The organism is Shewanella sp. SM101 (assembly GCF_025654465.1).
Taxonomy (GTDB): domain Bacteria; phylum Pseudomonadota; class Gammaproteobacteria; order Enterobacterales; family Shewanellaceae; genus Shewanella; species Shewanella oncorhynchi.
On the sequence record NZ_JAKKRH010000041.1, the window covers coordinates 21,734 to 40,167 of the forward strand.

An 18,434-nucleotide genomic window follows, 5' to 3' on the forward strand; every position below is an offset into this window, starting at 1 on the left:
AAACGGCCGATTAGCGACAATAATCACCAAATTCTGATCGACACCTTTGTTTTAAAATTTCAAACGGATAAAGATCGAACAAAACCTTGCCCACGTTGTAATTTAATTAATGTTTAAAACTGAGATATAGATCACGCCACACTTTCTACCAAGGTGATAATCAACTAACTAATCATACCTTCTGATCATTGGTAGGATTAGGTATTATTCCCGAAATTTGGCACAAAATTGAATGTGTGTAGCGCTAAATTGAATCTAGGTATCGTTGAATATGCACTAAAACTGCGACGCAGTGAACAGCAAGCGACCAACACAAACGTATTGCAACAAAGCAACATAGAAAACCCAATATCTACATGAATAGTAAACACAAATATTATTCACCACCACAGTCAATCTAACTCACTTTACCCTGTCAGCGATCCAGCCTAAAGTCGCGACCGCAACCCCGCCTAGCGTATAATATTTGTCTGTTTTCGGAACCGCCGTGGAAAAAATTGCCTTAACTCAGTCGGCTCAAAAGCCCAGCCTTTTCGTCCCCGTAGCAGGGTTAAGTTTGTTTGCTTTGGCATCAGGCTACTTAATGAGCTTAATCCCACTGTCGCTCACTTTTTTCGAACTCAGCACCTCACTTGCTCCATTACTGGCCAGTATTTTTTATTTAGGTTTATTACTGGGGGCGCCTTGTATTGCTCCTGTTGTTGCCCGTATCGGCCACAGTAAAGCCTTTATCCTTTTTTTGAATATCCTTCTTTGCAGTGTTGTCGCTATGATATTAATCCCCAAAAGTGGAGTCTGGTTAGCCTCTCGACTTATAGCGGGATTTGCGGTTGCAGGGATTTTTGTGGTTGTTGAATCATGGCTATTAATGGCCGATACCCAAAAGCAACGCGCTAAGCGGCTTGGACTTTATATGACAGCGCTTTATGGAGGCACTGCCTTAGGACAATTAGCCATTGATTATTTAGGTACAAAGGGCAATCTACCTTACCTAGTGATCATGGGATTATTAGCCGCGGCAAGTTTACCCGCGCTACTGGTAAAACGCGGTCAACCTCAGGTAAGCGAACAACAATCAATGTCATTGTCTGCGCTAAAAAACCTAAGTCAGCCTGCCATTATGGGATGTTTAGTCTCTGGATTATTGCTTGGCCCTATCTATGGTTTACTTCCCATCTATGTGGCACTGGATATGGGGCTTGATCAGCAAACAGGACAATTTATGGCCCTCATCATAGTGGGTGGCATGCTGGTACAACCTTTAGTCAGTTATTTATCTCCTCGAGTTAACAAAAGTGGCTTGATAGTAAGCTTTTGCCTACTGGGTCTCGCAGCATTATTACTGCTCACTCAGCATTCAAATATGACGCTGATTATTGGATTTCTCTTGCTTGGCGCCAGCGCTTTTGCCCTTTACCCGATTGCAATCAGCTTAGCTTGTGACGACTTGCCTGCTAGCCAAATTGTTTCAGCGACTCAAGTGATGCTACTGAGCTATTCGGTGGGGTCAGTAATAGGCCCATTAGTTGCCAGCTGTTTTGGCCAAACGGAGTTCGGCTTACTCATGTATTTAGGCATATGTTGTATTCTGAGCAGTATTTACATTTTTGCTCAATTACTTATTAACACTAAGCCAAGTTTTTCCTCGCCTTAACAAGTCCCATAAAATACATTGCACTGCGACTCAATAATCAGCCACTTAATGAACGATATGCTCATCGAGTGGCTCAAATAGAAAACATCTGCAGTCAAATCAATACAAAACGAACAGCAAAATGATCCACAAAGGTCATAACGTTAAAAATCAGTACGCTCAGTTTTAACATTCAGACAGGGCAGTTGCTTATCCTCCCTAAGTCGCGATAATGCAGCTTACTTAAACACCTGTGCTGACTGCTTTTCCTGAGATTTCACTATGCGCCTCGATAAATTCCTCTGTAAAAGCACAGATCTTGATCGCAAAGCCGCAAGTGTCGCCATTCTTAGCGGCTCAATCACAGTCAATGGCGCTATCGTGACAGACTGCGCAATGCAAGTGCATGAAAATAATACTGTCAGCCTTAATGGAAAGCCGCTAGCGCCACGCCCATCTCGCTATATCATGTTGCACAAACCTGCTAATACCTTGTGCTCAAATGTGGATGGAGCCTACCCTTCGCTATTTCATCTGCTCGATCTCGATCGCGCATTTGACCTGCACATCGTTGGCCGCCTAGATGCTGATACCACAGGCTTAGTCCTACTGACTGACGATGGCCGCTGGTCGTTTAATATTATCTCGCCTCAATATCAGTGCGAAAAAATCTATCGTGTCCAACTGCGAGATCCACTCAACAGCGAAGCGACTGCAGCCATAGCTGCAAAGTTTGCCGCAGGGCTAAATCTACAGGGCGAAACCGCCCTCACTCTGCCAGCAACACTGCAGCAAGTGGATGAAAAAACCGTGCTACTCACGCTCACCGAAGGCAAGTTTCATCAAGTCAAAAGGATGTTTGCCGCCGTGGGCAATAAAGTGGTTGCCCTACACAGGGCGCAAATTGGCGCAGTGGCCTTAAATATCGATGTAGGGAAATGGCGCAACTTAACCTTGGCGGAGATAAGCTCCTTCCCATCCTAATCAATTAACAAGGCTGAAGCCGACAGGCCGCCTACGTTTATCGACGTTAAAAAAGCAAACAAATACTGATAGGTTTGCAAATCAATCCCATAAAAAATCCCAGTGTTAGCAACAACACTGGGATGTTTATGTGTTTGATACTGCTTAGCGGAATATGAATCGACTAAGAACAGCAATCGTTGCGGCGAACCCAGCTTCTTGGGATCTTCTCAAAAACCACTTTTGCCATGAGTAATGCCAGCAATATGCCAGAGGTTGCCACTAACCATTGAGGTAACATTTGGTGCTCTTCACCAATTTGTGGCATCACCACAAAACCAAAGGTATTAACCAGATAATTGACCAACATACCGGCCACTAAGGCCACGCCAATCACACCGCCAAGATAGCCCCACAGCGCACGTTTACCTAGCTCTTTAGCCACTATGCCTAAAGTCGCGATATTGGTTGCCGGACCTGCCATCATAAACACGAGTACAGCACCCGGTGACACACCCGCCAGTAATAATCCAGCGGCAATCGGTGTAGATGCGGTCGCGCAAATATACATAGGCACAGAAACGAGCACCATCACTAGCATAGCCAGAATGCCATCGCCCCATTTAGCTAAAAAGTCAGCCGGCACATAGGTTTGTACCAGAGCTGCGAAAAATAAGCCCACTAGCAGCCACAGCGTAGTATCACGCACTAAATCCGTTGCCGCATATTTAAGGCCAATTCCGATACGACTGAGTACCGATTGCGACTTAAACTCAGTCGCCATATCTTGAGTAGACGCACAGCAGCTATCGCCTGCAGTGTTAGCACTAACCTGCTCAGCATCCTTAGCACTGCCACCACAGCAAGCGCCTTTTTTCACCACCACTATTTTTTCAGGCTCTGTGGTTTGACTGCCACAACATGACCCCACGCTTTCTGCTTTAGCAGCGTTAACCTTGACCACAGAACCCATAGTTTGAGCAGATCCCATGGTTTGACCGCCAACAGCCATAACACTTGAAGAACCTGCCATAGGCGTCATTTTGATCTTCGGCTTTGGCTCGGCTGCAGGTGCATCAACATTGTCATTACCACAGCAGGAAGACTTTACGGGCGTTATCGCAGGCGTAGTCGATGAGCAGCAGCTTTTAACCGCTTCGGCTTTTACCATCTCTGGCTGAGCCACTGATTTTGAGGCGCAGCAAGACGCCTCACCCTCTAATGGCTTATCTGATTGAGTTTCTACCTTAACCACTGACTTGCCATCGTCATCATCACGGCCAACGAGTAAGCCCGCCACAATCGCACTGGTAATCGCTGCTATCGGTCTGACGATCGCCATAAAGGGGCCGAGTAACACGTAGGAAACAGCGATTGAATCGACGCCCGTTTCTGGCGTCGACACTAAAAAGGAAGTCGTTGCTGCTTTAGAGGCACCAGAACGGCGCAGCCCAACTGCTGCGGGAATAACGCCACAAGAACACAAAGGTAAAGGTGCGCCAAGCAGCGCCGCTTTCACTACGGTTTTAAAACCGTGACCACCGAGCTGCTTTTGCATCCACGCCATTGGCACGAATACTTTTAATAGCCCAGCTAAAATCAGGCCCAGTAACAACCAAGGCGCCGAGTCTAAAAACAGATCAATAAAATTCTTCAGTAACATAATTAATTCCCTGACTCTTCATAAATGGCTTTGCCGTGATGATTCTGGTGCGCTTGGTACTGATTTACATTATGAGAGTGATGCTCAACGCGTACCCGCTCAGTGCTGGACTCCAACGCCTCTAAAATAGAGCAATGTTCGGCGCTACGTGGCCCACCACAGCAAGCATCAGACAAGCTTTGTAAACTCGCTTGAAAATGATTCAGCTCAGAAATTTTGGCCTGTACTTGAGCCAATTTACAATCAACCATGCCTTTTACATCGGCACAGACTCGGTTAGATTTATCGAGTTCAATTGACAGCAATTCACTGATTTCATTGAGGGTAAAACCCACAGCTTTCGCCCGTAAAATAAAGCGTAATCGCGCAGCATCGGCCTCGGTATATACTCGATAGCCAGACTCAGTACGGCTCGAAGGCGCGAGTAGGCCGTGCTTCTCGTAGAATCTTAACGTGTCGGCTTTCACCTCACATAAATCCGCCAATTCACCAATACGATACATGTCTTCATCCTTTGCGAAATAGCCCACAACTCAGGGATCATTTCCAGCATACAACTCAATAGTGCAAGTATAAACCTTGGAGCCTACTCCAAGGTCAAGAGGTAATTTTAACTTTACTGAAAGCCAACACGGCAATGCCGCTTTGTTCTGAAATGAATATTGTGAAATCACGCAGAAAAAACACCCGTAAATCGAGTTTTACGGTAGAATACGCGCGCTGTGACGAAGGGATAAAAAGTTAGCTAATAAAGTAAAAATAGGACCAAGGGACTTTTGGAAAGCAGTACAGCGTTAAGGCTGTTCTGTTTTCCGAAAGATCCTTGAAACTAAAATAACTGGACCCTGTACCCAAATGACTGCTGCAAATAATGCCAGACCCATTCGTCGCGCGCTGTTAAGCGTTTCAGATAAAACCGGAATTCTCGAGTTCGCCAAAGCACTTCACGCCCAAGGTGTAGAATTGTTATCAACTGGCGGCACCGCTCGCTTGTTAGCAGATAATGGCGTGCCTGTTATCGAAGTATCTGATTACACAGGACACCCTGAGATCATGGACGGTCGCGTTAAGACGCTGCACCCTAAAGTGCACGGCGGCATTTTAGCGCGCCGCGGTCTTGATGAAAGCGTGATGGCCGATAACAATATCAATGCCATCGATCTAGTTGCGGTTAACCTTTATCCCTTCGCTGAAACTGTGGCTAAAGCCGGTTGTACCTTAGAAGACGCTATCGAAAATATCGATATTGGCGGCCCCACTATGGTGCGCGCAGCGGCAAAAAACCACAAAGACGTCACCATAGTCGTTAATGCGGCCGATTACTCACGCGTACTGGCAGAAATGACGGCTAACAATGGCAGCACGACCCATGCGACGCGTTTCGACTTAGCGATTGCGGCCTTTGAGCACACTGCGGGTTACGATGGCATGATCGCCAACTACTTCGGTACTATGGTTCCTGCACACAGCACGGACGAATGCTTTGCTGATTCTAAGTTCCCACGCACGTTCAACACCCAATTAGTGAAGAAACAAGACTTACGCTATGGCGAAAACAGCCATCAAGCAGCGGCTTTCTATGTTGACACTAAAATTGATGAAGCTTCTGTGGCTACCGCGATTCAGTTGCAAGGCAAAGCCTTGTCTTACAACAATATTGCCGATACCGACGCCGCCCTTGAGTGCGTAAAAGAATTCTTGGAACCCGCCTGTGTTATCGTTAAACACGCTAACCCTTGTGGTGTGGCCTTAGGTAAAGACTTACTCGATGCCTATAACCGCGCTTATCAAACTGACCCAACCTCAGCCTTCGGTGGCATTATCGCCTTCAACGGCGAATTAGATGCTGCCACCGCAAGCGCTATCGTTGAGCGTCAATTCGTTGAAGTGATTATCGCCCCAAGCGTCAGCCAAGCGGCGCGCGATGTGGTTGCGAAAAAGACCAACGTGCGTTTATTGGAATGTGGTCAGTGGAACACTAAGACCCAAACCTTAGACTACAAACGTGTTAACGGCGGCTTACTAGTGCAAGATCGCGACCAAGGCATGGTTGGTTTAGAAGACATCAAAGTGGTCTCTAAACGTCAACCAACTGCAAGCGAACTGAAAGACTTAATGTTCTGCTGGAAAGTGGCGAAATTCGTTAAATCTAACGCTATCGTTTATGCCAAAGACGGCATGACTATCGGTGTCGGCGCTGGCCAAATGAGCCGCGTTTACAGCGCTAAAATCGCTGGCATCAAGGCCGCCGATGAAGGCTTAGAAGTAGTGAACTCTGTAATGGCATCCGATGCTTTCTTCCCCTTCCGTGACGGTATTGATGCCGCAGCGGCTGCGGGCATTAGCTGCATCATCCAACCGGGCGGCTCAATGCGCGATGCTGAAATCATCGCAGCAGCAGACGAGCACGGCATGGCCATGGTGATGATAGGCATGCGCCACTTCCGTCATTGATAACAACTTAAATCAAACTTGGCCCTAGCGATTAGGGCCTTTTCCTTTGCGATGTGTGGGAGTTTTAACCATGAAAGTGTTAATCATTGGTGGCGGCGGCCGCGAACATGCCCTAGCTTGGAAAGCCGCTCAATCGGCTCAAGTTGATACCGTTTACGTAGCACCCGGTAATGCGGGCACAGCCCTAGAACCTAATGTTGAAAATCTGGCGATCAGCGCCACCGACATCCCTGCTCTGCTCGATTTTGCGAAAACTAATAAGATTGAACTGACCATAGTCGGCCCAGAAGCACCACTCGTTATCGGTGTCGTCGATGCCTTCAACGCCGCAGGTTTAGCGATTTTTGGCCCAACTAAAGCCGCAGCCCAACTCGAAGGTTCAAAAGCCTTCACTAAAGACTTTTTAGCCCGCCACAATATTCCTACGGCGGGTTATAAAAACTGCACTGAAATCAGCGATGCCAAAGCTTTCGTGCGTGAATTAACGGCCACAACAGGTTATCCAGTGGTCATCAAAGCTGACGGTTTAGCCGCAGGTAAAGGCGTGATTATCGCGCAAGACCAAGCTGAAGCCGATGCCGCAATTGATGACATGCTCGCCGGTAACAAATTTGGCGAAGCGGGTTCGCGCGTAGTGATTGAAGAGTTTCTCAAGGGCGAAGAAGCTAGCTTTATCGTGATGGTCGATGGTAAAAACATTCTGCCAATGGCGACCAGCCAAGATCATAAAGCTCGTGATAACGGCGACTATGGTCCAAACACGGGCGGCATGGGTGCTTACTCGCCAGCGCCTGTGGTGACCCAAGCGGTACACGATTGGACCGTGGCAAACGTGATTCGCCCAACGGTTGATGGCATGGCGGCAGAAGGCAATATCTACACAGGCTTTTTGTATGCTGGCTTGATGATATCACCCGATGGCAGTGCCAAAGTGCTCGAGTACAACTGCCGCTTTGGCGATCCAGAAACTCAGCCCATCATGATGCGTTTAAAGTCTGACTTAGTGGAACTGTGTTTAGCCGCCACCCGTGGCGAGTTAGATAAAGTGACAGCTGAATACGACGAGCGCGCAGCCGTGGGCGTAGTATTAGCCGCTGGCGGTTACCCAGATGAGTATCGCAAATTTGATGTGATTGACGGTCTCAGCCTTGGCGATAACGACGGTAAAGTTTTCCATGCGGGCACTGAGATGAAAAACGGCCACGTCGTTACCAACGGCGGTCGCGTATTGTGTGCGACGGCATTGGGTAACACAGTCACCGAAGCGCAAAAAGCCGCCTATAAATTGGTTGATGAAATCCACTGGGATGATGTGTATTTCCGTACCGATATTGGTTATCGCGCGATCGCACGTGAACAGCAAGATTAATTAATATCTCTATTAAAAAAACCGGCAAGAAGCCGGTTTTTTTGTGCCTGCTTTTTGACAAGTGCCAAATATAACGTCATGATTTTCAATAAATTTATGCAATTAATTCTATTGAAAACAGGGGCGACAAGATACAATGTCAACCAAATGTTAAATACACAAAGATCAAGGACTCCCCATGAGGATTAGACTACTTTATGCCTCCATTGCCATACAGCTTAGCGGATGCGGTGGCGGCTCAGAAGATGCTGGCACGACACCACCACCCACTCAGCCGCCAGTCCAACCTCCCGCGCTGGTACAATACACCGCCAACAGCCTATCGGTAATAGGTGGCGCACTGAGTCCAAGCAGCCAAAAAGTGGAGTCTGGCAAAAGCGCTATTTTTAGCGTTACTGCCGATACCGGCTTTACGCTTGAGGGCATTACTGGCTGTGGTGGCACGCTCAATGTGCTGACTTACACCACTGCGGCCATGACGGCCGATTGCACTATCACGCCGACATTCATCAGTAATGCCGAAAATGCCATTAAGCACCAAGACCACAGGCTTGCCAGTGCGAGTGAGTTAATTGATTTCAGCATCGCCGAACTCGCTAATATCGACATCAAACGTAAAGCCCAGATAAATCAGCTATATCAAGGTGTCGGTAGCAGCATCTCTTGGCATCCAACCCATGACTCAATTACCTTTTCGAGCTTTATGCCGGAGAACACTTTTACTGTCTTACCATCAAATGTCGATGGCAGTGGGGCAAGCGCCGTTCGTGGGTTAGTGATGGCGGGCGAGCAACAGGGGCAAAGATATGCGGCCATGGCGGGGAATCTGTTTTCCGTCAACACTTCGGCTCAAACCGATACTTTATTGAAAAATCTTTTAGGCTGGCTGACCAAAGGTGCCGATAAAACCGACGGCATCAGCATAGTGACCGCCCAAATGCCGAGCAAGGCTGACAGTTGGTACTTTCCCCATAATGAAGGGATCCGCACTTGGCTCACAAACAACTACCCCGCAGCCCATAGCATTAATACAGCAAATACCTGTGACTACAGCGAGTTAAGCAACTGTATCAACACACTGAAACCGGATCTGATTATCATTAGTGACATAGACCGTCAGTCCTTGGGTTTTGCAGGCATAAAAGCCGCGATCGCTAAGGCCAAAGCGGCAAGAATTCCCTTGTTGCTCTCTAACTACTGGCGTAATGAAAGCCCAATACTGTCGCCACTTTACCTTGAGATGGGGCTTTCTACCTCTGGCAATTACTGGTCAAAACTCAATGCCAATAACCTCAGTGTGACCGACATTTTGGTCGAAGACACCGCCCTGGCCAAGGTGAATAATTTGCTCGGTAAGCTTAACGAAGACCGCTTCGACACCTCAGTACTCAACGACTGCGGCGGTAATTACTTGAGCTGTAATGCTGCCGCCTTTGTTGACTCATTCAAGGCGGGTGCCGATTGGTATCGAGCCAATGCTGAAACCTTAGATACCCATGCTATCGATGTGTTTACCAAAACAGACTTCCCCTTGATGAAGGCCGGACTGCTGCTCGCCGATAAGTATCGCAGCGAGATTGACTACCCCATAGCCTACAGCGAATACGCCCAGTGGCAGCAGGCCCTGTTTGCCGATTGGACCGTCAGCTATGCCCGTAGCCATAACTTAGCCCAGCCAGATTTAGGTGAATATGTTACCGACAGAGCTAACCTCAGCAAGGGCAGCAATGCGCACTACGCTTATCCTGCGACTGTCACTGAACGTAAAACCATTAGCGTGCCCTATGCAGGCCAATGGACGACCACTGGCTGGTATGCACTGCCAGGACAAACCATTAAGCTGACTCGTCTCGATAGCAGCGCTGCGAATGTGGAGATCAAACTCAACTACCACAGACGCAATACTAACCGTGCCTATGAGCAGAAAATCTACCGCGGCCCATTGGAGTTGGCGCAGCAACGCCTGCGCTTAGCTCAAGGACAAAGTCTTGAATTTTCTTCCCCCTACGGCGGGCCGATTTATCTGTATATCAGTGGTGATACTTCGAGTACTGATGGCGGCGCGTTAAGTGTCGAAGTCAACGCTGAGCATGTGGCTAAACATCCGACCATTATGGATTTTTCAAACCCTGCAGAAATAGCAGCCTTTAACGATCGCATCCAAAATACCGAATTACCCCATGTGGACTTGCGTACCGATGGTGCCGAGCAGCATCTGCGTCGCGACCGCTTTTTAAACGCCATCGGCGGGGATGTGCCCGATGTAAACGCGCTACTCAAAAGTATTGTCGATGACCATATCAACAGAGTTTACACCCTTGCGGGACTTAAGAGCCAAGGCAAGAGCTTAAGTGAATCCTTACCCGCCGATGTGCTAGCGGCTTGCAAAGGACTGTTTGGCGACGACTGTATCGATAATAGTCTGCATACCCGCACTATCATTCAACACGCGAATTATGACCAAAATGCCCAGTGCGGTGGAGGTTGTAGCGGTAATCCTTGGGACGCAGCATGGAATATCGACCCAACGGGTTGGGGTGATAACCATGAGTTAGGCCACAATCTGCAAACTAACCGTCTCAATGTGCAATATGCTGCGGCAAGTGATCATGAAAACTGGGCAGGTTATGGCAGCCGCGCAGGGGAAAACTCCAACAATATCTTCCCCTATGTGGTGAAGTGGAAAACCCATTATCTGCGCGACGGCAATACAGGCACAGTGACCGATGGTCACATGAACCACAAGGATCTCTTTTATGTGTTTATGTCCGATGCCGCAGGTACAACAAACACCAGTGGTAAACGCGTAGTGTTTGGCGCCAATTGTAAGGTGCTCGATGCTGGTGAAGACAGATACACTGCGCCTTGGGCCAGCAATGCTTATGCTGTGCATAACGGTTATCGCATGGCGTTTTACATCCAAATGGCGCTTAAGGCTCACGGCATGACTCTCAGTGACGGCACCACTCTGAACAATGGCTTTAATCTCTTTAACTTGCTGTATCAACACAGTCGTATTTTCGGTAAATATGCGAATAACGCCAGTGATTGGGAAGCGAATCGTAGCAAACTGGGCTTTAGCCAATTTTCGTTTGAAGGCAATAGTGTCTACGGTGGCAAAACGGTGAAAGATATTCCGGGCAACGACTTTATGCTGGTGTCTTTGAGTAAACTCACAGGCAAAGATTGGCGCAGCCATTTCGATATGTTAGGCCTGCACTACTCAAGCCTTGCGGCCGCGCAAACAGCCGCCAATGCCACATCAGGGGCTATCCCCATGGGCATGTATGAGTTAGAAACCGACTTGCCACCTGCCAATATGAGCCAAGGTTTAACCTTTGTGCCCCTGTCACTCACTGATGGTAAAACCCTGTGGAAAGGCATGGGTTCGCCAACCCAGTGTGCTAAACCTTAATTGCACTAATAAATCTTAATCTCGCTAAGATACTAACTCTATTCATAAACCTCGCTCTGGCGGGGTTTATGTTTGCCTGAAAATGTGATGTAAAGCACATACCTAGGTTCAGATGACGTGCACCATCTAGCTTCTTATATTTTTAACAATCATGAAATTAATGGGGTAAATATATGGGTTATTCGATAAAAGATCTTATTTATCAAGGTGAAAAATCAGGCGTGCATAACTGGCAAACCCTAGAAGGAGCCAGCTTTTACTGGCATCCAGATTGGTTTCATATTGCAGAGGATATGACGGGCCATAACGCGACTGTGACTATCGATATCGATGGGGACAAAGCGACTCAAAGTGAAGCTGAACAATCCATCATTAAGCATCTCAATAAGAGTGGCAAATAGCTTGTAGTGGCAAAGACTTTAGTGCCCGGAGGCGATCGCCCTGCGGGCAATTTTGTCGATTAAGCCTGGCGCGATCAGCTTAAGCCAACGCCCCAAACGACCGCGAAGTGAAGTAATCAGTTGACGGCCTCGAGTTGCAATCACTGGCAACATCATATTAGCGCATTGCTCAGCAGTCAGTATCTTAGCTTCTTGCATCGGTGACTTGCCTAAAGGATTACCTGCACCATCAAGGGCGCGTTTGTGAATTTGTGACACCACAAAATCGGGGCAAATGACAGTTACGGCCACATTGTCATCCACTAATTCAATCCGCAAAGAATCGAAAAAGCCAATCACAGCATGTTTAGAAGCGGCATAACCGCTGCGAGTAGGAACGCCCGTTAATCCAGCGACTGACGCCACAACCACCACTTGGCCTTTACTGGCTTTCAAGTGCGGTAACGCGGCATGGGTTAAATACGCAGGACCAAGATAATTCACCCGCATTATGTCTTCAAGCACCGAGAGCTGAGTCAGTTCATCAAAACGTGACCACATAGTCATGCCAGCATTGTTAATCAAAATATCGAGATGGCCATAATGCGCAACTGCAGCTTCAACTAAGGCTTCACACTGTTCTGGGCTGGAGACATCGGCGGCAAATACAAAAGGAGGCGGACCATAATTAGCGATTTCTAAAGCGAGTGAGGCGAGACGTGTTTCATTACGCGCACTGAGCACCAGTTGGCAGCCCATTCGCGCCATTGCCACTGCGAGCGCCCGACCAATACCTTCTGAGGCACCCGTGATGATCACGACCTTGCCTGTGAGTCCATCCATAGTCATTCCTTTGTTATCGCTATGTTAATTACGCCTTTTGCTAAATTGGCATAATCACGCTAAAAGCGCAATCCTTCACGCGCGTTGTGCAAGCCTCATCTCGTATTGCTCACGATAATTAGCTAAGGGTTGCGGGCGCCCTATCGCATAACCTTGCGCATAGTTAATGCCTATACTCAACAACCTGTCAATAATATCCTGATTCTCAACAAATTCAGCAACAGTCTCGATTCCCATAACCCGACAAACATCCTGAATCGATTTAACGATGGCGTAGTCTTTAGCATTCACGGCGAGGTTCTTAATAAAACAGCCGTCGATTTTGACATAATCCACCGGCAGCTCACGCAGATAACCATAAGAGGCAAAACCACTGCCAAAATCATCCAGTGCAAATGAAAAACCGAGTTTACGTAACTGCTTCAACATTTCCATACCACGATTGCGATTTTGGATCGCGGTGGTTTCAGTAATTTCAAAACAAATACATTGGCTTGGAATATCAAAAATGTGTTGCTGCTGGGCGATATATTCCACCATACCTTCGGCACCTAAACTATTGCCCGAAAGGTTGATCGAAATACAATGATCAGGCCAAAGCACGGGGTTCAAAGACAACCATAAAAAAGCTTTGCGGATGACTTCTTTATCGATATCAGGCATCAACTTAAAACGTTCTGCGGCGGCTATAAACTGCGCAGGCGCCAAAATGCGGCCACAGGGCTCTTGAATTCGTAACAGAATTTCCATTCGTTGTCGCTGCGGACCACTGCCTAGTCCGCGGATCGGTTGGTAATACAGGATCAACTCGTTTTCTTCAATCGCTTGCGCGATACGTACCGCCCACTTAGGCGCATTTCTTTGGTAGGTGAGTTCTTTATCTTTATCATCGTAAAAATGAATTTGATTAGCCCCCTTAGCTTTAGCGGCAATGCAGGCAATGTCCGCGTCTTTCAATAATTCTTGCGCATCAATATAGGGCGCACGACCAAAAGCGACACCTATGCTGAGACCAACTTTATAATTACAGTTTTTATCGTTCAACACTTGCATGGAGACTTGCGCGATCATTTGCTTCAGTAATTGCGCCACAGATAAGGCACTGCGATTACAAATCACTAACCCAAACTCATCGCCACCAAGGCGCGCCAATAGCTCCTGTGACCCAAGACAAGCCTGCATTGCCTTGGCCACCATAGCAAGCATACGATCGCCTGCAGTATGGCCACAGCTGTCGTTAATCAACTTGAATTGCTCCAAATCGAGGTAACAAACGGCGATGGTTTTAGCTGAGGCGGCAAATTGGGGTAACTGCTCATCAAATGCCTGACGGTTTAGCAGCCCTGTAATGCTATCGAAATTTGCCCTTTTTTGTAGCTGGTGTTTAAGCAACTCTTCTTGAGTGATATCCCGCAATACCACGACAGTACCAACAATTTCTTTATCGTGATTGCGCAGATTGCTAATACTGCGCTCCATAATCCGAGGCGAAGCAGTTAATAGCTTGATTTTCTCGACCTGCGGCGCTGATTCTTCGAGACGAATGTAGGTAAAAACCGCCTGATTCAACTGCTCCCCAGCCTTTAACAGACTCGCAAGGCTCTGACCTATGGCATAGCAACTAGCAACATCGAGAAGCAACTCGGCCCGCGGATTCATATAAATCACGTTGGCATCGACATCGGTCAAAATCACCGCTTCAGCAATGGATTCTAAGGTGATTTTCGCACGTTCTTTTTGCTGATAAATTCTTGCCAGCAAGCTATTAACACGGCTGGCGAGCACTTCTAATTCTTCATTACCCTCGCTTGTAACGGGTTGATAGACACTGGACATAGGATCGACCAGCGCCAATTGATGCATCAGATTTTTAAAGGGTTTGAGTAAGCCCGAACGCAGCCAAATATAACCAAGACCAACAATAAACACACCAAAGAGAATAAATCCAAGCGATACCCAATCGAGTTGAAATTTAACCTCCCTAAAGGGACCATCGGAAAACAGTACTTGCAGGTAGACAGGCTTATCTTTTAGCAGGCTTGGAATGTTAATCGCGTCACTGTGCACACCATCAACTGTTGGCGTAACGTCGCGAGAATGACTCATGCTCACCTTAGTCACCAATAAGGCCTGAGCATATTCCAGTAAGTCTTTATCAGTCTGTTGGCGTAACGTCGCGAGAATGACTCATGCTCACCTTAGTCACCAATAAGGCCTGAGCATATTCCAGTAAGTCTTTATCAGTCAGTTGGCGTACCAGCAGCACAGATTCATTGGGCGCAGAAGCCACGGAAGTAACGACATAAGCATACTTGCCCATCAAATAAGCGCCAGCAACACTGGGCTTATCGGCACTGACAATAGCACTGGCGATTTCTCGTAACTTATCATTCTCAAAGGGACGTTCATTGGGGAAAAAAGGGTGCAATTCACCCTGCCGTAGAATATACCAACTCAGATTGGCTGACATTGAGCTATCGCGCCACGAGGATTCAAGCTTTTTAAGTTGGTCTTCATCTAATTGAGACAAAGGTAAGGCATAAATATTAGTGAGAAAGGTTAAGCGATCGACATCAATTTGAAACTGCTGCTGGATATTGGCAAGCTCACGGTTAGCACTATCTTGACGTAATAGCTCGACGCGATGGTCGTACCAATAACCAAGACAATAGGAGACAATTACCACCGCAGGGAGACAAAAGCCCGCAATAAATACCATTATTTTCTTGCCAATGTGCATCTCTTACCACGGCTTGTTATGACTAAATTGATTGACGGCCTTACATAATCCTTCACTGCGCCATGCAACATATCTTATTTGCGAATAGTATTAAACATCACTTCGCTTTAGTCGTTGCTAAAGTAGACATTTTCATGCAATTAAATCAATTTTATACCTTTGATTTAAATTAAAATTTATAAATTAAACGATTATAAATTTTACTTTTTTATCAAGATAATTCACACATAATCAGTATGTGAATATAGGGTATTTAAGTCGTTGTTTAAAAGTAAGACTCATTAAGCTCGCAGACGATAGAAACCACCGCATACGCTAATCCATAAAGATATCTTCGCCAGAAGCTCCAACGCTATCAAATTCAAATGTCGGATATAAAACAGGCCCGCAAGCGGGCCTGTTTCGCAAACCAAAAATTACTTATGGTATTGCTTTGATTGTGCATGAACCGCCTTGATAAAGGCGCCAGCATGTTCTGGATCGACATGCTGATGAATACCATGGCCTAGGTTAAATACATGGCCAGTACCTTCACCATAACCCGCTAGAATATGACCAACTTCCTCTTCGATACGTGGAATTGGCGCATACAACATGGATGGGTCCATGTTGCCTTGCAATGCAACCTTATGGCCTACACGACGACGGGCATCGGCAATGTCTACCGTCCAATCCAAACCTAGTGCATCACAGCCAGTTTCTGCCATCGCTTCTAGCCACAAACCACCGCCTTTAGTGAACAGAGTCACAGGCACTTTACGGCCATCGGCAAAGCGTGTCAGACCATCAATAATCTTCTGCATATAACGCAAAGAGAACTCACGGTAAGCAGAATGCGATAACGCACCGCCCCATGAGTCAAATATCATCAAAGATTGCGCACCGTTAGCAACTTGAGCATTCAGGTATAAGATCACTGAATCGGCTAATTTATCTAACAGCATGTGTAATGCCATTGGCTCAGCGTAAGCCATCTTCTTAATTTTTTCGAAGGTTTTGCTCGAACCACCTTCAACCATGTAAGTCGCTAAGGTCCAAGGTGAACCAGAAAAGCCAATTAACGGCACTGCGCCATTAAGTTCACGGCGAATAGTGCTAACGGCTTTCATCACATAACCCAGCTCATCTTCTGGATCAGGAATTGAGAGCTTTTTGATCGCATCGATAGTGTCTGTTGGGCGCTCGAAACGTGGGCCTTCACCCGCCTCAAAATACAAACCTAAACCCATAGCATCGGGTACAGTTAGGATATCGGAAAACAAAATCGCCGCATCAAGATCATAACGACGTAAAGGTTGCAGCGTGACTTCACAGGCAAGCTCATGATTTTTACACAAAGACATGAAGTCACCCGCTTGAGCGCGAGTGGCTTTATATTCAGGAAGATAACGGCCAGCTTGACGCATCATCCACACAGGGGTCACATCGACAGGCTCTTTTAGTAGGGCGCGTAAATAACGATCATTCTTTAATTCTGCCATTGGGCTTGGTTCCTAGTCTTATTGAGATCCGCTGGGTCGGTAGTTTAGCATTTACGCGAATAATGTAACCTTTATGTGCAAATTTATGTGAGCTATTCCCCATCATTGGCGTCGATTTGACCGCATAAACCGGAAAATGTTACCCAGCTAACATACTGCTCATTTATTCGTAACGAAGTCACACTCAGACAGAAAAAAGTTGCGCCGGTTCCCCGCCTTTGGTATAAAAAGTCTGCGCTAGCAAGAACAATCAAGAAGCTCGTCGCATCGAGCCTGCTATAAACTTTACTCGCCCAACGATAGGTTTCTATCGTTGGGCTTTTTATTTGCATTTTTCGATACGAAACAGCTGGTTTGTCCATTTCGTCATTCTCGCAAATTCGCATGAAAAGAGTTGATCGATTAGCAACTTGTCCCTACATTAGAGTTATGTGCTGGCACTTAAATGGAATGCATCATGCTGAGAGAACTCGAAAAAGCAGAACAGAAGTGGGGCGGTTCAAATAAGCTTATTGATCAATGGCTAAAAAACCGTCGAAAACTGTTAGTGCATTACTGCCAAATTGCTGGGCTTCCTCCTTACAGTAAATCAGAAAAATCACTTCCCTCGTTCGAACATGTTAAATCTTTCTGTGACTTATTAGTTGACTATGTCTCCGAAGGACATTTCGAGGTCTATGATAAAGTCGTTAATGCCTGCAGTGAATATGGCGAATCAAGCAAAACGCTCGCGCAACAAGTATTGCCCAAAATCACGCCAACCACGAATGCAGCATTAGATTTCAACGATAAATATGCGGAAACACAAGACGATTTCGTATTATATCAACTCGATAAAGACCTATCTGAGCTCGCCCATAACATGGAAACACGCTTCGAACTCGAAGATGAACTACTTGAAGTTCTCCATCGCAAACATTCTGAGCACAACCAGTAGCCCCCCCTTCCTAAGCGCACCTTGCTGCATCTGTGCGCTTATCTATCCTTTCCCTCAATCGTTTTGAAAATGAAGTAGCATGGCTTTGGGCGACTACAGGAACACGTCCTAGGGCCATCAGACAGCAACCGTTTGAATCAAATTGAATCCGATAGAGCAGACGTAGTAATGGCCGAGGCAGCACACATTGGCAAATCGTTGTTTCAATAGGTATGGCGATATTGTTATGTAATGCTCGATAGCCTAAATGCATTGAGGAGCTACAGAGGATGACTCAGTTGGGCTTTCGGGAATGGATATATTTTGCTAATTATACCAATTATATTAATTATGTGATCTAATTGGTCATCAGTTTTTAATCATACAAAATATGAATCATCCCCACATCGCAGCCTTAGTAAAATCGGAGAAAAGTGCACGCAAACGTATGCGCTATCTTGCCTTACTCCATTTCACTGAAGGTCATTCTCGTACCGCCATCGCAAGCATGCTTAAGGTCAGTAGAACCAGTGTCAATCGCTGGGTCACCGCCTATTTAACCCATGGGCTGACTGGC

At 46.7% G+C, this 18,434-nt stretch carries 13 protein-coding genes and 1 pseudogene; 8 read left to right on the forward strand and 6 right to left on the reverse strand.

The annotated features are described in order from the left end of the window. Positions 1–487 precede the first annotated feature (487 nt). Positions 488–1,654, forward strand: coding sequence for an MFS transporter (locus tag L5M38_RS18855; protein WP_263179994.1), 1,167 nt, complete (start codon positions 488–490; stop codon positions 1,652–1,654). A 261-nt stretch (positions 1,655–1,915) separates the two neighbouring features. Then, positions 1,916–2,617: a pseudouridine synthase gene (locus L5M38_RS18860; protein WP_263179996.1), complete on the forward strand. Its 702-nt coding sequence runs from the start codon at positions 1,916–1,918 to the stop codon at positions 2,615–2,617. Positions 2,618–2,780: 163 nt separating this feature from the next. On the opposite strand, the gene L5M38_RS18865 is transcribed toward L5M38_RS18860, so the two are convergent. Together L5M38_RS18865 and zntR are read right to left on the reverse strand one after the other, a co-directional pair. Next, positions 2,781–4,259 (reverse strand): SO_0444 family Cu/Zn efflux transporter, encoded by a 1,479-nt coding sequence (locus L5M38_RS18865; protein WP_263179998.1) that lies wholly within the window; start codon positions 4,257–4,259, stop codon positions 2,781–2,783. A gap of 2 nt (positions 4,260–4,261) precedes the next feature. Further along, positions 4,262–4,762 (reverse strand): Zn(2+)-responsive transcriptional regulator, encoded by a 501-nt coding sequence (zntR, locus tag L5M38_RS18870; RefSeq protein ID WP_263179999.1) that lies wholly within the window; start codon positions 4,760–4,762, stop codon positions 4,262–4,264. Between the two features lie 352 nt (positions 4,763–5,114). Between zntR and purH the strand changes: the two genes are divergently transcribed. From purH to L5M38_RS18890, 4 genes are all read left to right on the forward strand, one after another. Next, positions 5,115–6,713, forward strand: a complete 1,599-nt coding sequence (gene purH, locus L5M38_RS18875; protein WP_263180000.1) for a bifunctional phosphoribosylaminoimidazolecarboxamide formyltransferase/IMP cyclohydrolase — start codon at positions 5,115–5,117, stop codon at positions 6,711–6,713. A gap of 70 nt (positions 6,714–6,783) precedes the next feature. Then, positions 6,784–8,082: a phosphoribosylamine--glycine ligase gene (gene purD / locus L5M38_RS18880; protein WP_219234797.1), complete on the forward strand. Its 1,299-nt coding sequence runs from the start codon at positions 6,784–6,786 to the stop codon at positions 8,080–8,082. A gap of 178 nt (positions 8,083–8,260) precedes the next feature. Next, a complete protein-coding gene (locus tag L5M38_RS18885; protein WP_263180002.1) occupies positions 8,261–11,497 on the forward strand; it encodes an ImpA family metalloprotease in 3,237 nt (1,078 codons plus the stop codon). A 173-nt stretch (positions 11,498–11,670) separates the two neighbouring features. Then, positions 11,671–11,898 (forward strand): hypothetical protein, encoded by a 228-nt coding sequence (locus L5M38_RS18890; protein ID WP_105250390.1) that lies wholly within the window; start codon positions 11,671–11,673, stop codon positions 11,896–11,898. 18 nt (positions 11,899–11,916) lie between these two features. Here the strand turns inward: L5M38_RS18890 and L5M38_RS18895 are convergent, their stop codons facing one another. From L5M38_RS18895 to hemE, 4 genes and pseudogenes are all read right to left on the reverse strand, one after another. Beyond that, positions 11,917–12,720, reverse strand: a complete 804-nt coding sequence (locus L5M38_RS18895) for an SDR family oxidoreductase (protein ID WP_113941707.1) — start codon at positions 12,718–12,720, stop codon at positions 11,917–11,919. Between the two features lie 75 nt (positions 12,721–12,795). After that, a pseudogene (locus L5M38_RS18900) lies at positions 12,796–14,742 on the reverse strand (putative bifunctional diguanylate cyclase/phosphodiesterase); the annotation flags it as partial. Between the two features lie 133 nt (positions 14,743–14,875). Further along, on the reverse strand, positions 14,876–15,439 hold the full coding sequence (locus L5M38_RS24615) for a hypothetical protein (RefSeq protein WP_411569314.1): 564 nt from the start codon (positions 15,437–15,439) through the stop codon (positions 14,876–14,878). A 437-nt stretch (positions 15,440–15,876) separates the two neighbouring features. Continuing rightward, positions 15,877–16,941: a uroporphyrinogen decarboxylase gene (hemE, locus tag L5M38_RS18905; RefSeq protein ID WP_006079904.1), complete on the reverse strand. Its 1,065-nt coding sequence runs from the start codon at positions 16,939–16,941 to the stop codon at positions 15,877–15,879. A gap of 457 nt (positions 16,942–17,398) precedes the next feature. Between hemE and rsd the strand changes: the two genes are divergently transcribed. Next, positions 17,399–17,878, forward strand: a complete 480-nt coding sequence (gene rsd / locus L5M38_RS18910) for a sigma D regulator (RefSeq protein ID WP_113941703.1) — start codon at positions 17,399–17,401, stop codon at positions 17,876–17,878. Between the two features lie 370 nt (positions 17,879–18,248). Then, positions 18,249–18,434: helix-turn-helix domain-containing protein (locus L5M38_RS18915; RefSeq protein ID WP_263176856.1), on the forward strand; the 186-nt coding region annotated here is incomplete at its 3' end.

Bases quoted from the DNA above. Each gene is read 5' to 3' on its own strand.
- L5M38_RS18860 (WP_263179996.1), top strand. From the start codon at position 1,916: ATGCGCCTCGATAAATTCCTCTGTAAAAGCACAGATCTTGATCGCAAA.
- L5M38_RS18865 (WP_263179998.1), bottom strand. From the start codon at position 4,259: ATGTTACTGAAGAATTTTATTGATCTGTTTTTAGACTCGGCGCCTTGG.
- zntR (WP_263179999.1), bottom strand. From the start codon at position 4,762: ATGTATCGTATTGGTGAATTGGCGGATTTATGTGAGGTGAAAGCCGAC.
- purH (WP_263180000.1), top strand. From the start codon at position 5,115: ATGACTGCTGCAAATAATGCCAGACCCATTCGTCGCGCGCTGTTAAGC.
- purD (WP_219234797.1), top strand. From the start codon at position 6,784: ATGAAAGTGTTAATCATTGGTGGCGGCGGCCGCGAACATGCCCTAGCT.
- L5M38_RS18885 (WP_263180002.1), top strand. From the start codon at position 8,261: ATGAGGATTAGACTACTTTATGCCTCCATTGCCATACAGCTTAGCGGA.
- L5M38_RS18890 (WP_105250390.1), top strand. From the start codon at position 11,671: ATGGGTTATTCGATAAAAGATCTTATTTATCAAGGTGAAAAATCAGGC.
- L5M38_RS18895 (WP_113941707.1), bottom strand. From the start codon at position 12,720: ATGGATGGACTCACAGGCAAGGTCGTGATCATCACGGGTGCCTCAGAA.
- L5M38_RS24615 (WP_411569314.1), bottom strand. From the start codon at position 15,439: ATGGTATTTATTGCGGGCTTTTGTCTCCCTGCGGTGGTAATTGTCTCC.
- hemE (WP_006079904.1), bottom strand. From the start codon at position 16,941: ATGGCAGAATTAAAGAATGATCGTTATTTACGCGCCCTACTAAAAGAG.
- rsd (WP_113941703.1), top strand. From the start codon at position 17,399: ATGCTGAGAGAACTCGAAAAAGCAGAACAGAAGTGGGGCGGTTCAAAT.